Source organism: Kitasatospora cineracea (assembly GCF_003751605.1).
Lineage (GTDB): Bacteria > Actinomycetota > Actinomycetes > Streptomycetales > Streptomycetaceae > Kitasatospora > Kitasatospora cineracea.
This window is the reverse complement of record NZ_RJVJ01000003.1, coordinates 133,852-150,239: the sequence shown is the minus strand read 5'-3', so window position 1 is coordinate 150,239 and position 16,388 is coordinate 133,852. Positions and strand designations below refer to the sequence as shown.

Here is a 16,388-nt window from a genome sequence, read left to right as displayed (position 1 = left end):
ACGAGCGAGAGGGAGCGACGGGATGACGGGGCGGGACGGAGCGGCGGTCGAGGCGGCCGTCGAGACGCTGGCCGGGCGGTTGCGGGACGGCGGCCCCGGGCTGGTCGTGGTGCGCGGAGCGGCGGGCAGCGGTCGGAGCGCGGTGCTCGGGGCCGTGGCCGAGCGCTTCCCGGACGCGGTCCTGGTGGACGCGGCCGGGCGCAGTGCCGACTCGGTGGCGGCGGAGCTGATCGACCGGATCCGCCCGCCGCAGCGGCGACGCTTCACGGTCCGCGACACGTACGGCGACTTGACCGGCCTGATGCTGGGCCTGCGCCGGGACAAGCGGCCCCTGACGATCCTGGTCGCCAACGCCGAACTCGCGGGCTCGCTGCGCTCCGGTGGCGAGCCGCAGGTGATGCGGCGGGTGCTGGGCACCCTCCGGATCGCCGCCGAGGAGGGCGGGCTGCAGTTGGTGGTCGAGCGGAGCGCCTGCGGCCCCCGCGACGAGCGGCCGTCGAACCGCGGGGTCACCGTCGTGGAGCTGCCGGGCGGTGCGGGTCCGGAGGAGTTCCGGGCGCTCGGCGAAGCGGTCTCCCCCGAGGTGCTGGGGGCCTTGCGCGCGCTGGCCAACGGCCAGTTGTGGCGGGCGCCGGCGGCGGCCTGGGCGCGGCTCTGCGCGGCGGCCGAAGTCCCCTGCCGTGAAGGGGAGTTGGCCGAACTCCCCTGGCTGGTCGAGGACGAGGAGGGCATCGGGTTCGTCCGGCCCGCACTCGTGGAGCAGTTGCGCTACGAGGGCGAGGCGGCCGTCGCATTCCACCACCGGATGACGGATCTCCTCCTCGCCGACGGGCCGGCCGAGCCTTGGGCCCTGCGGTCGCTGCCGGGCCACGCCGCGGCCGCCGGGCGGTTCGACGAACTGCTCGCCGACGCCACGCTCCTGGCCGGGATCCCGCAGGACGCACTGCTCGAGGCGTTCCGGGCCTGCTACCCGGACGGCATCGAACGGGACACGCACGCGGCGGCCCTGCACTTCCTCAGCGGTTACGGCCTGGCCGGGGCCCCGCACGGCGAGTGGGTCGCCTGGCTGGCCCACGACGCGTTCACCCGGGGCGAGGTGGAGCGGGCCGAGGCCCTGGCCGCGGCCTCGCCCGAGCCGCTGCCGTTCCGCACCGTCTGGTCCCGCTGGCGGCCCGCCGGGGACTTCACGCCGCCCACCGAGCCCGGTCACCAGAGCACGGTGGAGCTGGTGGACCCCGCCGAGTTCGACGGCGCGCCGGTGGTGGTGACCGAGGGCAGCGGGTCGCTCCGGCTGGTCCGGGACGCCGCCACGGGCCGGCTGCTGGCCGCGCTCACCGACGAGTCCGCGGAGTCCGAGAAGTCCCGGCTGGTCATGCTGCCCGCAGGCAGCGCGGCCCTGAACGTCCGCGCGAACGACAACGTCACGGCCGTCCTGGCCCCCGGCGCCGACCGCAAGGCCCCCGCGCTCGGAGTGTTCCACCACCCGGACGCCGACTGGGGCGGCGCCGTCGGCGACCTGCTGGTGCTGGCCGGGGCGCAGGGCGCCTACGCCGTCCGGTTGGACGTCGACCTGCTCCGCGCGGGGCCGGAGAAGCGGCTGCGTTCACTGCTCGGCGGGGACGGGTTCCTGCTGCCGAAGCCGTTCGACCCGGCCGAAGCGGCGGACGTCCGAGGCCTGTTGGAGCGGGCGTTCGGCCCCGAGCGGGTCCACCGCCTGACGGCGGACGAGCTGCCCGCCGGGATCACCCACGAGCCGACCCGCCGGCTGCTCACCGAGGTGGGCGTGCCGGAGGTGGCGGGGCTGGTCGGCCTGTGGCTGACGCCGCACGAGGGGCTGCCGGTGCGGGCCTGGGAGTCCACCGCCGACGCGGAACAACCGCCCGGCAGCGGACCGTTCCACCTGATCGGCGACTGGATGGGCGCCCCGCTGGTCCTGGACGGCTCCGACGGCCGGGTGCTGCGGATGCTGAACCCGAAGTCGCCCGACCACGCGGCTCCGCGGGAGCCGCTGGTGGGCAGTTCGCTGGAGTCCTTCGTCACGATGGTGGCGCTGGAGAAGCAGTACCTGGAGGTGTACCGCACCGAGGGCCCGGACACCTACGACGTGCTGGAGGAGCTCCGGGCCCGGGTCGCGGGCGTGGACCGGGCCGCCGCCGGGTCCGACGTCTGGCAGTACGCCCTCGAATCCGACAACTGGGGGGACTGACCGGCCCCGCCCGTCCCCGTTCCTGACTGTCCCTGCCCCGTCCTTGCCCTGCCCTTGCCCTGTCCTCGTACCGTCCTCGTACCGGAGAGCCCCCGACGTGACCGACTCCAGTGACGCCGCCGTCCCGCAGCAGTCCTACCAGCCCCATCCGTATCTGGGCGGGCGGGCGGTGGCGCTGCGTGCGCTGGCGGCCTGGCGTTCGGGGGGTGCGGGGGCGCCCCGGACGGTGCTCGTGACGGGGCGACCGGGCAGTGGGCGGTCCCGGTTGCTGACGGGGTTCCTGATGCTCTGCGAGCCGTCCCGGCGGGAGGAGTTCGACCTGTCCGTGCTGGATCCGGCCACCGTGCCGCCGGGTGAGCTGCCCGCGCCGCCGGTGTTCGACGCCACCGGGCTGTCGGCCGTTCAGTTGCGCTGGCTGGTGGCCGACCACTTCTCGCCGGGTGCGGTCCGCGCCGAGGAGTTGGACGGGCGGCTGGCCGGGATCGGGTCGGCCGGGGAGCCGGTGACGGTGGTGGTCGCGGACGCCGACCGGGCGGGCGTGCTGCCGCGGTCGGGCGAGCCCGCCCGGGTCGCGGAGGAGGTGCTGCGGCCGCTCGCCCTGGCGGCCGGCGTCCGGCTGCTGGCCGAGGTGGACCGGGCCGACGCGGACCGGCTGGCCGAGGTGCTGCCCGCCGGGGAGCTGCTGGTGATCGACCTCGACCGGGAGCCGTGGCGGGACGAGGAGGGGTTGCGGCTGCAGGCCGAGTTCTCCCTCCGACAGCCGGACGGTGCGGCGCAGCTGGCCCGCACGGCGGACAGTCCGCTGGTGGTCCGGCTGGCCGCCTGGTCGGCCCGCAGCGCGCCGGACGGGCCGGTCCCGCTGCCCCGTACCGTCGGGGACGCGCTCGACCTGCAGGCCGAGCTCCACGGTGTCACCGAGCTGACCCTGCGCCGGCTGCTCGCCCCGTTGGCGCTGGCCGGGCCGGGCGAGCCGCTGCCGCTCGAACTCTGGGCGCCGCTCGCCTCGGCGGTCGCGGGCAAGGACCTCGGTCCGGCGCTGGCGGGCGGGCAGCACCTGCTGCTGCCGTTCTTCGACCTGGTCACGGCGGAGGGTCGGCCGCCCGCCGTCCGGATCGTCCACCCGGCGCTCGGCGCGGAGCTGCGCGCCCGCCTCGGCAGCACCGTCCACGAGGTGCAGCGCCGCCTGGCCACCGCATTGCTCGCCACCCTGGGCGACGGCGGCAGCGGCAGCGGCAGCGACAGCGGCGACGGCAGCAGCGGCATCGGCATCGGCATCGGCGACAGCGACGGCGACGGCCCGGGCCGGTGGGCGGCGGCCGCGCCGTACGTCCGGGAGCAGTTGGCCGGCCACGCGCTGGAGGGCGGTCTGCTGCCGGGGCTGCTGGCGGACCCGGGGTTCCTGCTGCACGCCGAGCAGGTGCGGCTGCGGGCCGCGGTGGAGCACCTGGTCGCCACCGGTGCCGAGCTGCCGCCGACGGCCCGGACCTGGCTGCGGCTGGCGCCGCTGTTCACCCGCCAGGAGCCGGGTCCGGAGCTGCGCGCCGCCCTGCTGGAGCACGCCGCCCGCCAGGACGGCCTGCCCGCGCCGGAGTTCGGCCTCCAACTGCCGTGGCGCACGCTGTGGGCCCGGCCGCTGGACGGGGTCCGGGCGGTCACGGCGGCCGCCCGGCCCGCGGGCGGGGCCGTGCTGGTGGCCTACCGGCCGGGCGCGGAGCCGGAGTTGGCGGCCTACGACGCGCTGACCGGCGAGCCGGACGGCACCGATCCGGCGCTGCTCGTCCGTCCCACCGACGAGGAGCGCTCCGCGACCCCGCTGGGGCTCAGCACCGGCGGCGACTACCTGCGGCTGTGGACCCGGGAGGCGGACGGCCGGGCGGGCGCACAGGTCGCGCTGTTCCTCTCCGCCGAGCCGCTGGGCGGTGCCGACCTGACCCCGGACGGCCTGCTGCTGCTGGCCGACGCCCGCGGTGTCGCCGCCCTGCGCCCGACCGCCCTGGCGTCCGTTCCCCCGACCGCCCCGGCGTCCGTTCCCCCGCCCGCCCCGGCGTCCGTTTCCCCGACCGCCCCGACCGCCCCGGCCGACTCAGTCCTCGACGCCCCCGCGTCCGTCGCCCCGGACGCCTCCGGGCCCGCGGCCCCGGCCGCTGTGCCCGCCGGTTGAGACGGGCGGCTGCACTACTGTGAACCCTGTCCGACCCGCCCTGAAGGAGAACGACCGCGTGACGACCCGCGAGCAGGCGATCGAGACGGCCCACCAGTGGATCAACGGTGCCAAGCCCGAGGAGCAGTGGCACCGGATCGGCGTGCACGAGTTCGAGCTGGGCTGGGTGCTGTGGCCGGTGCTGCCGGCCGCCGGGCCGGACCCGGCGACCGGGGAGCGCCGGGCGCCCGCCGAGATCGGCACCGCCTGCGCGGTGGTCGACCGGGAGAGCGGTGAACTGACGCACTGGCCCTCGGTGCCGGTCGACGAGGTGGTGCAGCTCTACCGGGACAAGCTGGGTGCGGGCTCGTACGACCCCTCCCGTCCGCCGCTGGTCGGCCCGGGCGCCTCCGCCGTGCTGGGGTACCGGGACGCGCAGGGCGAGGAGCAGAGCCTGTTCCTGCTCTCCACTCCCGGGACCGGCCACCCGGAGGTGCGGGCCTGGCGGACGCTCCAGGAGCGGGGGGTGCGCCCGGAGGACGTGCTGTCGGTCTACACCGACCTGCGTCCGTGCGAGCTGCCCGGCGGCTACTGCGCGGCGGTGCTGCTCGCCGAGCTGCCGGTCGCCTCGTTCTCCTACGGCCACGACTACGGTCCGCGCTACGACCGCCGGGCCGCGGCCGTCCGGGCCCTCACCGACGCCACCGAGGAGTCCTTCCGGGCGGCCGGGCGGCCGGTGCCGCCGCGGCCCAACCGGGTGCCGTTCCCGCGTGCGGTGCCCGCCGCGGGCGCCGAGCGCGACGCCGCCCTGGGGCGCCGGCTGGCCGGGCTGTTCGGCGCGGAGGGCGTGCAGCGGGCGGACGCGGACGACGCGGCGGCCTCGCCGCTGCCCGAGGCGGCCCGGCAGACGCTGGTGTGGGCGGGGCTGCCGGTGCGGGTCGAGGGCTTCTTCGCGCCGGTGCCCGGGCTGCCGGACGTGGCCGGTTACCTGGCGGCGGTCGGCCGCGGCGCCCGGGTCCCGGACCGGGCCCGGGCCGTGCTGGCCGAGTACGTGCTGCTGGGCACCGACGGCCACGCGCTGGTGGCCGTCCAGTGCACCGCCGAGGGCGCCGGCCGGGTCTGGGCCGTCGACCCGGACAACGGCACCGGCCGCTACCTCAACTCCGACCTCAACTCCTACCTCCGCTGCCTGGCCCTGCTGGCCGAGCGCCGCCCCGCCCTGCGCGGCCTCGACCCGTACGCGGCGGCCGGTGTCGTCGACGCCTTCCAGCGCGAGCTGGCCGCCCTCGACGGCACGGTCTTCGACGATCCGGAGAACTGGTGGGCGGTCGTCGTCGAGCAGCTCTGGGACGGCATGCTCTGAGGACCCGGTCCGGGGCGGCCCGCCTCCGCTCCGCTCCGCTCCTTCCGGTGGCCCGTCAGTTCGCGGGGGTGGTGTTCTCGCCCGCGAGCAGGCGGGCCACCAGTGCGTCCACCAGGGCGGTGCGGTGTTCGGGGGTGAACAGGTCGGGGAGGGTGAGCCGTTCGAGGATCAGCCAGTTCAGGGCGAGGATGAGCAGCTGGACGGTGGTGGCGTCGCCGGGGAGGCCGGCGGCGAGGTGGTAGTCGGTGTTGAAGCGGACGTCCTCGCCGATCCGGCGGGTGAGGACCTCGCGCAGTTCGGGGCGGCGCAGCGCGGCGAGGCGCAGTTCGAGCAGGGCGAGGAAGCCGGTGGGGAAGGCGGCGACGCGGTCGACGACCTGGTGCATGAGGGCGGTGACCCGGGCCGCGTCGCGGGGGCCTTCGAGGCCCTGGGCGAGGGTGTCGGCGTCGGGTTCGAGGCGTTCGTAGACGCGGTCGGCGCACTGGGCGAGCAGGGCATCCCGGTTGGCGAAGTAGTTGGAGGCGGTGCCGGCGGGGACGGCGGCGCGCTGGTCGACGGCGCGGAAGGTGAGGCCGCGGGCGCCTTCCTCGGCCAGGACTTCGAGGGCGGCGTCGAGCAGGGCGGCTCGGCGCTCGGGGTTGCTGCGGGCCATCGCTTGTAACCACTCCAGTCATAGTGCTACGTTCTTACCACTCCGGCCAGAGTACTACGGAACGAGTACTCATCGGCCTTCCCTGTCGAGAGGTTCCTGGATGCGAAAGCTCGTGTACTACGTCGCCGTCTCCGTGGACGGCTTCATCGCCGGCCCGTCCGGCGAGTTCGACTTCTACCCCGGTGCGCCGGACATGGCGCAGCACCAGCTGGACGAGTACCCGGAGACCATTCCGGTGCAGGGCCGCCCGCAGCTCGGCCTGACGGACACCCCCAACAAGCACTTCGACACGGTGCTGATGGGCCTGGGCGCCTACCGCCCCGGCCTGGACGCGGGCATCCCCAGCCCGTACCCGCACCTGGAGCAGTACGTGGTCTCCAGCACGCTGCCCGGCGTGGACGACCCGGCGGTGCACCTGGTGCGCGCCGATCCGCTGGGCCTGGTGCGGGAGTTGAAGCAGCGGCCGGGCAGCGGCGACCTCTGGCTGTGCGGCGGCGGCCGGCTGGCCGCCGAACTGCTGCCGGAGATCGACGAGTTGGTGTTCAAGCGGTACCCGGTGGTGGCGGGCGGCGGGATCCCCGCGTTCGCCGGCCCGCTGCGCCCGCGCCCGTTCGCCCCGGTGGAGACCCTGACCTTCAGCCACGGCGGCACCGTCACCACCTACCGCCCGGCCGGGTGACGCGGGCGAACGCCCGGCAGCGCGGACCCCTCGGGGCCCTGGCGGCCGTGACGGTCCTGCGCTCCTGCCCGTCCGCCGCCCTCCGCCCCGCTCACCGCCGCCCGGCGGCGGGCGGGGCGTCCGTCGTGCGCGGGATGCTCCGAACGGGCGCCCTCCCGTCACCGGCCGGGCCGCCCGGGCGTTGAACGGCCGTCAAGCCGTCCCCCGCCCCCGCACGCCCGAGGATCCCGCCCATGCGCACCGCACTCTCCGCCCTCGCCCTCGCCGCCGCCCTCCTCACCCCCGCCGCCCCGGCCCTCGCCGACGACGCCCCCGCCCCCGTCCCCAACCAGGGCTACAGCATCCCGGTCGGCGCGATCACCGACCTCGGCGCCCTCCCGATGCTCGGCGGCCTCGGCAACGACTTCGCCCACCTGCTCGGCCAGTAGCAGCAGGACCCCGCCGCCGCCCCCGCCGCGCAGAACCGGCCCGTGTCGAACTCCTGGCCGGCCTCGCACCTCTGCCCGGGTTCCCGGCGGACTTCCGGCAGGCTTCCGACGGACTTCCGGCGAGCAGGGGCAGGGGGTGGCGGGGTTGTTTCCGCTCGGGAAGTTTTGCTGGGGGCGGGGGGCAGCGACAAGGGCGGACGAGGGTTCGTCGTGGGGCCGTCACCGGGTTGCACATCTGGAGCGGGTGCCGCGGCTGCTGGCGGCTGCGGCTGGCCTACAACCAGTACGGCGAGCTGTTCGAGGCCGACGCGGGTGAACTCCCCGCCGGGGCGCACCTGGTGGCGTTGGAGGCGACGGCGGTGGCCGACCTGAAGTGGACGTTCGAGGTGCGGGTGGACGGGGTGGTGACGGGCGCGCTCGGCCCGGTGCACCAGCTGATCGGGATGGCGCCGTTCCAGGGCATCAGCGTCGGCGTCGACCGCAAGTCGCCGGTGTCCTGGCCGCTGTGGGAGCGCCACCGCTCGTTCCGCTACACCGGCGCACTGCGCTCGGTCACCTACCTGCCGGGCCCGGCCGCGCCGTACGACCCGGAGACGGTGGTGCGAGCACTGCGGGAGGCGGCGGCGGCCTTCGAGTAGGCCTTCCTTCGAGCAGACCTTCCGCTGACGCTCGATGCGTGTTGGCGTGGGGGCCGGCCGGTCGTGGTCGTCGCGGCGCACCCGGGTCACGGGGTACCTGCGCGGCGGCGGATGTCGTCGGACATCCGCGGCCGGTGTCGACCGGCTCGCAGTGGCACATCGTCAAGGCGGTGATGTGGCCGGGACGGCTCTGGGCCCGCGGCCTTCCGGTCGGGTGGCGGGACCCTGGCCGGCGTCGTCCTCGATTTCCGCTCGATTTCCGTTCGAGGACGACGCGCAGCCGGTTCTCAGACGACCAGGACCCGCCGTCCGCGGGTGTGACCGGCCTGGCTGTCGATGTGCGCCGCCGCGGCCTCGGCAAGCGTGTACGACTTCTCGATCGGGATGTGGAGCTTTCCCCGCGAGATGAGGTCGACGGCTTCGGCGAGCGCGTCCGGCACGCTCCCGGCGACGCCGGAGAATCGGACACCGAGCTCCGGCGCACCGAGATCGGCGATGGAGACCACCTTCTGCGGGTCCCCGGTCAGTTCGACGAGCTCGCGGATCACGCCCGAGCCGGTCAGGTCGAGGGCCGTGTCGACCTGACCGAGCTGCCGCACCCGCTCGACCCAGCCCTCGCCGTATGTCGTGGCGAGGGCGCCCAGGCTGCGCAGATAGTCCTGGTTCGCCGCCCCGGCGGTGCCGATCGTCGCGATGCCGCGGTCGCGGGCGATCTGCAGCACCGCCGATCCGACTCCCCCGGACGCGCCGCTGACCAGCAGCGTCTGCCCGGGCCGCACACCGACCTCGCGAATGATGCGCAGCGCGGTCTCCACCACGGAGGGGTAGCCGGCCGCCTCTTCGAACGTCAGGCCCTCGGGCATACGGGCCCAGGCCGACAGCACGGCGAACTCGGCATACGTGCTCGCGCCTTCGCCGAACACGCGGTCACCGACCTCGACCCCCTCGACGCCTTCACCGACCTCGTCCACCACCCCGGCGGCGTCCAGCCCGACTCCGGCCGGCAGCTCGATCGGGTGGGCCCCCAGGACCTGGCCCTCACGGAGCCGCCAGTCGACGGGGTTCACGCCCGCCGCCCGTACGGCGATGCGTATCCGGCCGGGGCCCGCGTGCGGATCCTCGGCATCTATGAGTTGCAGAACGTCCGGGCCGCCGAACTCGGCGAAGCTCACCTTCTTCATGCGCCGAACATAACACTAACCGTTAGGGTTTTGAACCTGTTATGGATTTGCACCTGATAGCGTGAGGGCATGACCGTGCCGACCGGGCGCCGCGAGCGCAAGAAGGCCGCGACCCGCCAGAAGATCGCCGACACCGCCCTGCGGCTCTTCCTGGAGCACGGGTACGACGCGGTGGGCATCCGTGACGTGGCCGCCGAGGCCGACGTGGCCGTCACCACGCTCTTCTCCCACTTCGCCTCGAAAGAGGCCCTGGTCTTCGAACAGGACGAGGACTTCGAGCAGCGCCTCACGCGGGCGGTCACCGACCGGGCGCCGCACGAGCCGCTCGTCCCCGCGCTCCGCCGCGAGATCCAAGCCTTGGTGCGACACTGCACGGCGGACGGCGCCGCCCCGATCTGGCACATGATCGCCGCATCACCCGCCCTGCGGGAGTACGAAGAGTCGATGCGGCTGCGCCACGCGGAGTCGCTGGCAACGGCCATCGCCGCCGACCCCGACCTGTCAGGGACCCCGACGGCCTGCCGGGCGATCGCGAGGTTCGTGATCGACGCCTATTCGCTGGCCCGTGAGGCGGCCGATCCGCAGGCCGCGGTCGACGAGATCTTCCAGATGATCGAGGCCGCCTGGGCCGCCACCGCTCCCTCCGGGAACTCCACCGGCACGGCCGAACCGTAGTCAGGACCCGGCCCTGCCCCGCGCCGTCTCGCCGGACCCCAGCCACAGGGCAGAGCAGAGCAGTGGGCGAGCCGGCCTCGACCGCTCCGACCGGCAACCGCGGCCGGGCAGCCTTGCCGGCGGTCGCGGGCAGCGGCCGGCCCCCATGAGCAGGACCACCGATGCCCTCGGAGCCACCTGTGCGCCGCACGTGAACGACCGCCGCGCGCGAACGACCGCCGCGTCGACGAGACCACCGGCCTGGAGCAGTTCCTCGGCTCGGCCGCCGGGCTGTAGCCTGCGACCGTGACGCGGCCTGCACGATCCCGAACTCGTCGGCGGCGGCGGCGCGATGGGAGTGTGGCGGGCCCTGGCCGAGGTGCTCCCGGCAGCCCGGCCGTCGCCCTGGTCCGCTCCGGCGCCCGCTTCGAGAGCGGCATCCTGGTCGAGTGCGCCGAGGTGGCGGCATGACCGAGCCCCTCGACCCCGGCAGCCACGTGGTCGAGGTGGAACTGCAGATCGATCAGGCCACCATCACGGGACCGACCGAGGCGACCGCCACCGTGCGCTGCGTCCTCGGACCGGTGCGCTTCATTCTTGGGTGTGCGGATCGACGGCACGAAACGGGCCCGGGGCGCCACGGACGACGTGCCCGAGTCGGCCAAGGCCTGGGCCGCGTGGCGCAGCGACATGACGGCTCGGGAAATCCAGGCCGCAGTGCCGTTCGTGGAGGTCGCGGAGCCGGCGGAGGCGCATGAGCGCGGAGCCGGCCGAGGCCACCGCGCCGAGCCGGGAACTGCTCCTGGCGAAGCTCCGCCGGATCGGTGAGAGGTACGGCCACCCGGACGGCGGGGCACGGCCGGCAGTGGCCGAAGTCGCCCATAGCGAGCCGTCGTTGCGGCGGCTTTCCCCGTTCACCAGCCACTTCCGGCTTCACTTCTCGCCCTGCACCGGTTTTCCCCACGCACGGGACGTGCCGCACGTCGAGCCCTCGCCCGGTGGGCGGCACCGGATCCACAGGACGGCGCAGACCACAGGGCCCGGTTTCCGGGCCGCGGTCCCGCGCGGGGTCGGGTTCGACAGCACGGGTCTGGGCCCGCCGCGACGATCACCGCCCGTCAGCGCCCCGCGAGATCAGGCGCTGAAGGTCAGTAGCGGGGGGGCCCAGGGGTGGCGACCGGAAGGTTGTTGACCCTTGGGTCAAATATGGCGTACCGTCAGACGCATGGGAAGGCCGAAGCAGTTCGACGAGGAGGCCGCCGTCGCGCAGGCGATGGAGGTGTTCTGGACCAAGGGCTACGCCGGGTCGTCCCCGGCCGAGCTGGCGGAGGCGGCGGGGATCGGCAAGGGCAGCCTGTACCACGCGTTCGGCTCCAAGCGGGAGCTGTTCGGGCGGGCCCTGAACCACTACGACCGGGCCGGCGCCGAGCTCACCGAGGAGTTCCTGTCCGGCCCCGGCACCGCGAAGGAACGCGTCCGCGCCTACCTGCGGATGCTGGTGGACGCGGACTTCGACACCCCGGTCCGGCGCGGCTGCCTGGCCGTCAACACCGCCCTGGAGCTCGGCGGCCGGGACGCCGAGGCCACGCTCGCGGTGCGCCGCTCGACCGAGCGCAGCGCCGACCTGCTGGCCGCCCGGATCGAACGCGGCAAACTGGCCGGCGACGTCCCCGCCTCGGTGGACGCCGCCGAGCAGGCCCGCTTCCTGATGGTGACCATCGCCGGCCTGCGGGTCGCCGCCCGGACCTTCGACCGGGAGACCCTGCACGCCGCCATCGACACCGCCGTCGCCGCACTCTGACGGCCCTCCCCCCTGCTCGACCAGCCCCACCTACCCGCCCGACCCACCTACCCCGACCCGCCCGCGCGGCAGCCGCTGCGCGGGTACCGCACGCCCCGATATTTGACCTCACGTTCAAGAACCCCCTCCATCCACGTTCCACGTCCCGAAATGAGGATCGCCATGAAGCTCGGACTCGACGGCCGCACCGCCCTGGTCACCGGCGCCGGACGGGGCATCGGCCTGGCCGTCGCCCGCGCCCTCGCCGCCGAGGGCGTGCGGGTGGTGGGCGCCACCCGCACCGCCACCCCGGAACTGGCCGAGGTCGCGGCGGCCGTCGTCCTCGCCGACCTGGGCACCGCGCAGGGCGCGGCCGGGGCCGTCCGGCAGGCGGTCGACGCGGTCGGCGGGATCGACCTGCTGGTCAACAACGTCGGCGCGGGCGACGCCGACCAGCTGGTGCTGGGCAGCGTGCTGGACGTCCCCGACGAGCAGTGGCAGGCGATGCTGGACCTCAACCTGTTCAGCGCCGTCCGCACCACCCGGGCCGCGCTGCCGAGCCTGCTGGAGCGGGGCGGGGCGATCGTCAACGTCTCCTCGATCAACGGCCGCATCCCCAGCGGCTCCCCGGTCGGCTACGCGGAGGCCAAGGCCGCGCTCAACCAGTTCGGCAAGCGCCTCAGCGAGGAGCTCGCTCCGCGCGGCGTCCGGGTCAACACCGTCTCCCCCGGCCCGACCGCCACCGCCCTGTGGACCGACCCGGCCGGCTACGGCGGCCGCCTCGCCGACTCCCTGGGCGTCCCGCACGAGGCCCTGCTGGCGGACCTCCCCGCCCAGGCCGGCACCGCCTCCGGCCGCCTGACCGGCCCGGAGGAGGTCGCCGACCTGGTGGTCTTCCTGCTCTCCGACCGGGCCGCCAACATCCACGGCGCGGACCACGTCATCGACGGCGGCACCCTCAAGGCCGCCTGACCCCGTCCCTGGGGAAGACTCCCGGTAGCACCCGCACCCCCGTGCCGTGCCCGCGCCTTCCCCGGGCACGGGCACGGGCACGGGGGTGCGGATACGCCCACGACCCCGGAGGCCCCCGTGACCGTCGAACCGCACCGATTCACCACCCTGACGGCAGACGTCCGACAGGCCCTGCTGGCGGCGTACGCGGACGTCCGGGCCCCGCTGCTCGACCGGCCGAACTACCGGCTCGAAGCCTTCGCCGAACGCCTCGAACAGCACGCGGCCACCCCGGGCTTCACCCTCGTCCTCGCCTTCGCCCTAGCCCCCGGACCGGACGTCCCCGGACAGGGCGCCGGCAGCACGGGCAGCACGGGCGGCATCGGCACGGCGGTCGGCTACGCCTACGGCAACACCGTCGGCCCCGGGGACGGCTACTGGCAGCGCCTGGCCGAACCGCTCCCCGCGGGCTTCACCGCGGCCCCCGTGCTGGCCCTGCGGGAGATCGGCGTCCGGCCCCCGTGGCGGGGAACGGGAGCGGCCCGCCGGATCCACGACGCGCTGCTCGCCGACCGTCCGGAACAGCGCGTCGCCCTGATGGTCAACCCGCTGGCGGGCGAGGGCAAGGTGCTCCGCCTGTACGAGGGTTGGGGCTACCGGGGCTACAACTCCCAGGCCGTGTCGCCGCTTTCACCGGAACTGACCGCGATGATCCGCCCGATCCGCCCCGAGCCCACCGACTGACGATGGCTCAATCCCCTTCCACCTCAAGGGGCTTCGTCCATCGACGCCACTGCTCCTCGCGCCCGTATCCGGCCGCCTCCCAGGCGGCCCGGCCCAGCGCGTTGTGCTCCAGCACCATCGCGTCGGCCCGCCGGCCACCGGCCTGCTCGAACCGGGCGTGCGCGGCGTCGAGCAGCGCGGTGCCGATGCCCTGCCGCCGGGCCCCCGGGTGGACGGCCAGCCGGTACAGGTGGCAGCGCCAGCCGTCCCACCCCGCGATCACCGTCCCGAGCAGCGCCCCCGCCCGCTCCGCCAGGATCAGCGCCTGCGGATCCCGCTCCAACAGCCGGGCCACACCCGCCCGGTCGTCACTGATGCTGGTCCCCTCGGCGGACTCGGCCCAGAACGCCAGCACCGCATCGATGTCCTCGGGCCGGGCCGCCCGCAGTTCGTACTCGCTCATACCCCCCGTTCCTACCAGCCCCACCCGCCCGCCCGCCAACGGGTTTGCCCGGCGCCCGGGACCGGGCCCTGCGCCCGGGACCGGGGGCCGGTCGCGGGCGCTGCCGGGTGCCGCAGAGGTGGAGTCAGCAGCTGCCGCCGGGCGAGCAGGAGTTGCCTCCGGCGGGGGTTCCGAGGGTGATGAGCTGCGGTGCGGCGGGCACGCTGCAGCAGCCTGCGCTGTCGCCCTGGTCCTGGGTGGGTTCGTCGTAGAGGCCGGCGCCGCCGCAGACGCCGGTTTCGGGGAGGGTGAGTTCGACGCGGGCGGCGGCCTCCAGGTCGCCGGCGAGGTGGGCGGCCACGGAGCGGACCTGCTCGTAGCCGGTCAGGGCGAGGAAGGTGGGGGCGCGGCCGTAGGACTTCATGCCGACGAGGTGGACGTCCTGCTCGGGGTGGGAGAGCTCGTTCGCGCCGTGCGGGTAGACGGTGCCGCAGGAGTGCCGGTTGGGGTCGATCAGCGGGGCGAGCCCGGTCGGGGCCTGGAGGCGGTCGTCGAGGGCGAGGCGCAGTTCGGTGAGGAAGGACAGGTCTGGGCGCAGTCCGGTCAGGGCGATGATCTCGTCCAACTCCTCGGCGCGGGTGCCGTCTTCGGCGACGAGGGTGAGGCGGCCGTCGGCGGACGGTTCGACGGCGGCGGTGCGGAAGCCGGTCAGCGCGTCGGCGTGGCCGCTCTCGACGGCGGCCTTGGCGGCGAGGCCCAGCGCCCCGCGGGCGGGGAGCTGGTCGGCGGTGCCGCCGCCGTAGGTGGAGCCGGTGAGGCCGCGGCGCAGCACCCAGACGGCATGGGTGCCGGGCGCGTCCTTCGCGAGGCCGGCGAGGGCTGCGAGGGCGGTGAACGCGGAGGCGCCGGTGCCGACGACGGCGGTGCGCTTGCCGGCGTAGCGGGCCCGGACGGCGGGGTCGCGCAGGTCGGGGATGCGGTAGGAGATGCGGTCGGCGGCGGCGCGCTCGCCGAGCGCGGGCAGGCCGTCGGCGCCGAGCGGGTTCGGGGTGGACCAGGTGCCGGAGGCGTCGACCACGGCGCGGGCGAGGAGGCGTTCCTCGCGGCCGTCGGCGTGTTCGACGTGGACGGTGAAGGGCTGCTGCTCGCGGTCGGCGTCGACGATCCGGTCGCGTCCGGCGCGGGCCACGCCGGTGACCCGGGTGCCGTACCGGACGCGGTCACCGAGGACGTCGGCGAGCGGCTGCAGGTACTGCTCGGCCCAGTCGCCGCCGGTCGGGTACGCGGCGCCGTCGGGGCGGGTCCAGCCGGTGGGGGCCAGCAGCTTCTCCGCGGCGGGGTCGACGACCTCCGCCCACGGCGAGAACAGCCGCACGTGCGACCAGGACCGCACCGAGGCGGCGGCCTGCGGCCCGGCCTCCAGGACCAGGGGTTCGAGGCCGCGTTCCAGCAGGTGGGCGGCGGCGGCCAGGCCGATCGGTCCGGCGCCGATCACGAGGACGGGCAGGTCGGTGGTGTCGGAGGTCATGGCGGTTGGCTCTCCATTCGCGCTGGGCGGTGCGGTCTTGCCGCGATCCGCCTGATTCGACAAACGTCGATGTGTTCTCGCCTCCGACCTTGCCCGCTGGATTGACGGATGTCAACATAGACGTATGTCGAATTCGAGGGTGGAGTTGCCGGTGCTCGAGCCGGAGGTGGTGCCGTGCTGCCCGCCGCTGACCTCGGCGGAACTCTCCGAGGCGGACGCGGTCAGGATGGCGGCGATGTTCAAGGCGCTCGGCGACCCGGTGCGGCTGCGGCTGTTCTCCAAGGTCGCCTCCCACCAGGGCGGCGAGGCGTGCGTGTGCGACATCCAGGACGTCGGCGTCTCCCAGCCGACCGTCTCCCACCACCTGAAGAAGCTCCGCGAGGCCGGACTGCTGACCTCCGAGCGGCGCGGCACCTGGGTGTACTACCGCGTTGAGCCGTCCGTCCTCGCGGGCCTGGCCCAACTGCTCGACCTGAACCGCTGACCCGAGCCCTCCGGAGAACTTCCCGTGCCCGTTCACCTTCCCCCGCCCGCCCCGATGCTGCCCGAGCACGCCGAGCAGGTGCTCGCGATCTACCGGGCGGGCATCGAGGAGGGCAACGCCACCTTCGAGACCGGGGCGCCGAGTTGGGCCGCCTTCGACGCGGCCCGGCTGCCCGCGCACCGGCACGTCGCGCTCGGCCCGGGCGGGCGGGTGCTCGGCTGGGCCGCGGTCAGCCCGGTCTCCTCCCGCCCCGCCTACGCCGGGGTGGTCGAGCACTCCGTCTACGTCCACCCCGACCACCGCGGCCGGGGCATCGCGGGCACGCTGCTGGAGGCGCTGATCGACTCCACCGAGAAGGCCGGGATCTGGACGGTCCAGTCCTCGGTCTTCCCCGAGAACACCGCCAGCCTCGCCCTGCACGCCCGCGCCGGCTTCCGGACCATCGGCACCCGCGAACGCGTCGCCCGCCACCGCGGCGTCTGGCGCGACACCGTCCTGATCGAACGCCGCAGCCCGCTGATCGACTGAGCGGTGGCGGC

The 16,388-nt window shown here is 75.0% G+C and carries 17 protein-coding genes; 13 read left to right on the top strand and 4 right to left on the bottom strand.

Annotation, left to right across the window (positions count from 1 at the left end; all coding sequences use genetic code 11):
• Positions 1–22 precede the first annotated feature (22 nt).
• The 3 genes from EDD39_RS34840 to EDD39_RS34830 all read left to right on the top strand — a co-directional run bounded on the left by EDD39_RS34840 (position 23) and on the right by EDD39_RS34830 (position 5,709).
• Entirely contained in the window at positions 23–2,206 is a 2,184-nt protein-coding gene (locus EDD39_RS34840; RefSeq protein WP_123563605.1) for an SUKH-4 family immunity protein, read from the top strand.
• A 97-nt stretch (positions 2,207–2,303) separates the two neighbouring features.
• The gene (locus EDD39_RS34835) at positions 2,304–4,367 is read left to right on the top strand and encodes an ATP-binding protein (protein ID WP_208765737.1); all 2,064 of its coding nucleotides are present in this window, start codon (positions 2,304–2,306) and stop codon (positions 4,365–4,367) included.
• A 58-nt stretch (positions 4,368–4,425) separates the two neighbouring features.
• Positions 4,426–5,709 (top strand): SUKH-4 family immunity protein, encoded by a 1,284-nt coding sequence (locus EDD39_RS34830; protein WP_162870313.1) that lies wholly within the window; start codon positions 4,426–4,428, stop codon positions 5,707–5,709.
• Positions 5,710–5,764: 55 nt separating this feature from the next.
• Here EDD39_RS34830 and EDD39_RS34825 read toward each other — a convergent pair whose 3' ends face one another.
• The gene (locus tag EDD39_RS34825) at positions 5,765–6,361 is read right to left on the bottom strand and encodes a TetR/AcrR family transcriptional regulator (RefSeq protein WP_123563603.1); all 597 of its coding nucleotides are present in this window, start codon (positions 6,359–6,361) and stop codon (positions 5,765–5,767) included.
• Between the two features lie 100 nt (positions 6,362–6,461).
• On the opposite strand from EDD39_RS34825, the gene EDD39_RS34820 reads away from it, so the two are divergent.
• The 3 genes from EDD39_RS34820 (at position 6,462) to EDD39_RS34810 (ending at position 8,106) form a co-directional block, all read left to right on the top strand.
• A complete protein-coding gene (locus EDD39_RS34820; RefSeq protein WP_123563602.1) occupies positions 6,462–7,040 on the top strand; it encodes a dihydrofolate reductase family protein in 579 nt (192 codons plus the stop codon).
• A 233-nt stretch (positions 7,041–7,273) separates the two neighbouring features.
• Positions 7,274–7,468 carry a hypothetical protein gene (locus tag EDD39_RS34815; protein ID WP_123563601.1) on the top strand — a complete coding sequence of 65 codons (195 nt, stop codon included), beginning with the start codon at positions 7,274–7,276 and terminating at the stop codon, positions 7,466–7,468.
• Between the two features lie 227 nt (positions 7,469–7,695).
• Positions 7,696–8,106, top strand: coding sequence for a hypothetical protein (locus tag EDD39_RS34810; RefSeq protein ID WP_425269802.1), 411 nt, complete (start codon positions 7,696–7,698; stop codon positions 8,104–8,106).
• 287 nt (positions 8,107–8,393) lie between these two features.
• On the opposite strand, the gene EDD39_RS34805 is transcribed toward EDD39_RS34810, so the two are convergent.
• Positions 8,394–9,287: an NADP-dependent oxidoreductase gene (locus EDD39_RS34805; protein WP_123563600.1), complete on the bottom strand. Its 894-nt coding sequence runs from the start codon at positions 9,285–9,287 to the stop codon at positions 8,394–8,396.
• 69 nt (positions 9,288–9,356) lie between these two features.
• Here EDD39_RS34805 and EDD39_RS34800 point away from each other — a divergent pair, with 69 nt between their 5' ends.
• The 5 genes from EDD39_RS34800 to EDD39_RS34780 all read left to right on the top strand — a co-directional run bounded on the left by EDD39_RS34800 (position 9,357) and on the right by EDD39_RS34780 (position 13,416).
• Positions 9,357–9,962: a TetR/AcrR family transcriptional regulator gene (locus tag EDD39_RS34800; RefSeq protein ID WP_123563599.1), complete on the top strand. Its 606-nt coding sequence runs from the start codon at positions 9,357–9,359 to the stop codon at positions 9,960–9,962.
• A gap of 733 nt (positions 9,963–10,695) precedes the next feature.
• The gene (locus tag EDD39_RS42820) at positions 10,696–11,133 is read left to right on the top strand and encodes a DUF6193 family natural product biosynthesis protein (protein ID WP_425269801.1); all 438 of its coding nucleotides are present in this window, start codon (positions 10,696–10,698) and stop codon (positions 11,131–11,133) included.
• Positions 11,134–11,166: 33 nt separating this feature from the next.
• Positions 11,167–11,742 carry a TetR/AcrR family transcriptional regulator gene (locus EDD39_RS34790; protein WP_030461826.1) on the top strand — a complete coding sequence of 192 codons (576 nt, stop codon included), beginning with the start codon at positions 11,167–11,169 and terminating at the stop codon, positions 11,740–11,742.
• A 162-nt stretch (positions 11,743–11,904) separates the two neighbouring features.
• Positions 11,905–12,693, top strand: coding sequence for an SDR family oxidoreductase (locus EDD39_RS34785; RefSeq protein WP_123563597.1), 789 nt, complete (start codon positions 11,905–11,907; stop codon positions 12,691–12,693).
• Positions 12,694–12,810: 117 nt separating this feature from the next.
• Entirely contained in the window at positions 12,811–13,416 is a 606-nt protein-coding gene (locus tag EDD39_RS34780; protein WP_123563596.1) for a GNAT family N-acetyltransferase, read from the top strand.
• A gap of 7 nt (positions 13,417–13,423) precedes the next feature.
• On the opposite strand, the gene EDD39_RS34775 is transcribed toward EDD39_RS34780, so the two are convergent.
• Together EDD39_RS34775 and EDD39_RS34770 are read right to left on the bottom strand one after the other, a co-directional pair.
• Positions 13,424–13,858: a GNAT family N-acetyltransferase gene (locus tag EDD39_RS34775; RefSeq protein ID WP_123563595.1), complete on the bottom strand. Its 435-nt coding sequence runs from the start codon at positions 13,856–13,858 to the stop codon at positions 13,424–13,426.
• A 124-nt stretch (positions 13,859–13,982) separates the two neighbouring features.
• Positions 13,983–15,365, bottom strand: coding sequence for an FAD-dependent oxidoreductase (locus EDD39_RS34770; protein ID WP_123563594.1), 1,383 nt, complete (start codon positions 15,363–15,365; stop codon positions 13,983–13,985).
• A gap of 124 nt (positions 15,366–15,489) precedes the next feature.
• On the opposite strand from EDD39_RS34770, the gene EDD39_RS34765 reads away from it, so the two are divergent.
• Together EDD39_RS34765 and EDD39_RS34760 are read left to right on the top strand one after the other, a co-directional pair.
• Positions 15,490–15,849 carry an ArsR/SmtB family transcription factor gene (locus EDD39_RS34765; RefSeq protein ID WP_123563593.1) on the top strand — a complete coding sequence of 120 codons (360 nt, stop codon included), beginning with the start codon at positions 15,490–15,492 and terminating at the stop codon, positions 15,847–15,849.
• Positions 15,850–15,903: 54 nt separating this feature from the next.
• A complete protein-coding gene (locus EDD39_RS34760) occupies positions 15,904–16,377 on the top strand; it encodes a GNAT family N-acetyltransferase (RefSeq protein ID WP_123564043.1) in 474 nt (157 codons plus the stop codon).
• Positions 16,378–16,388 lie beyond the last annotated feature (11 nt).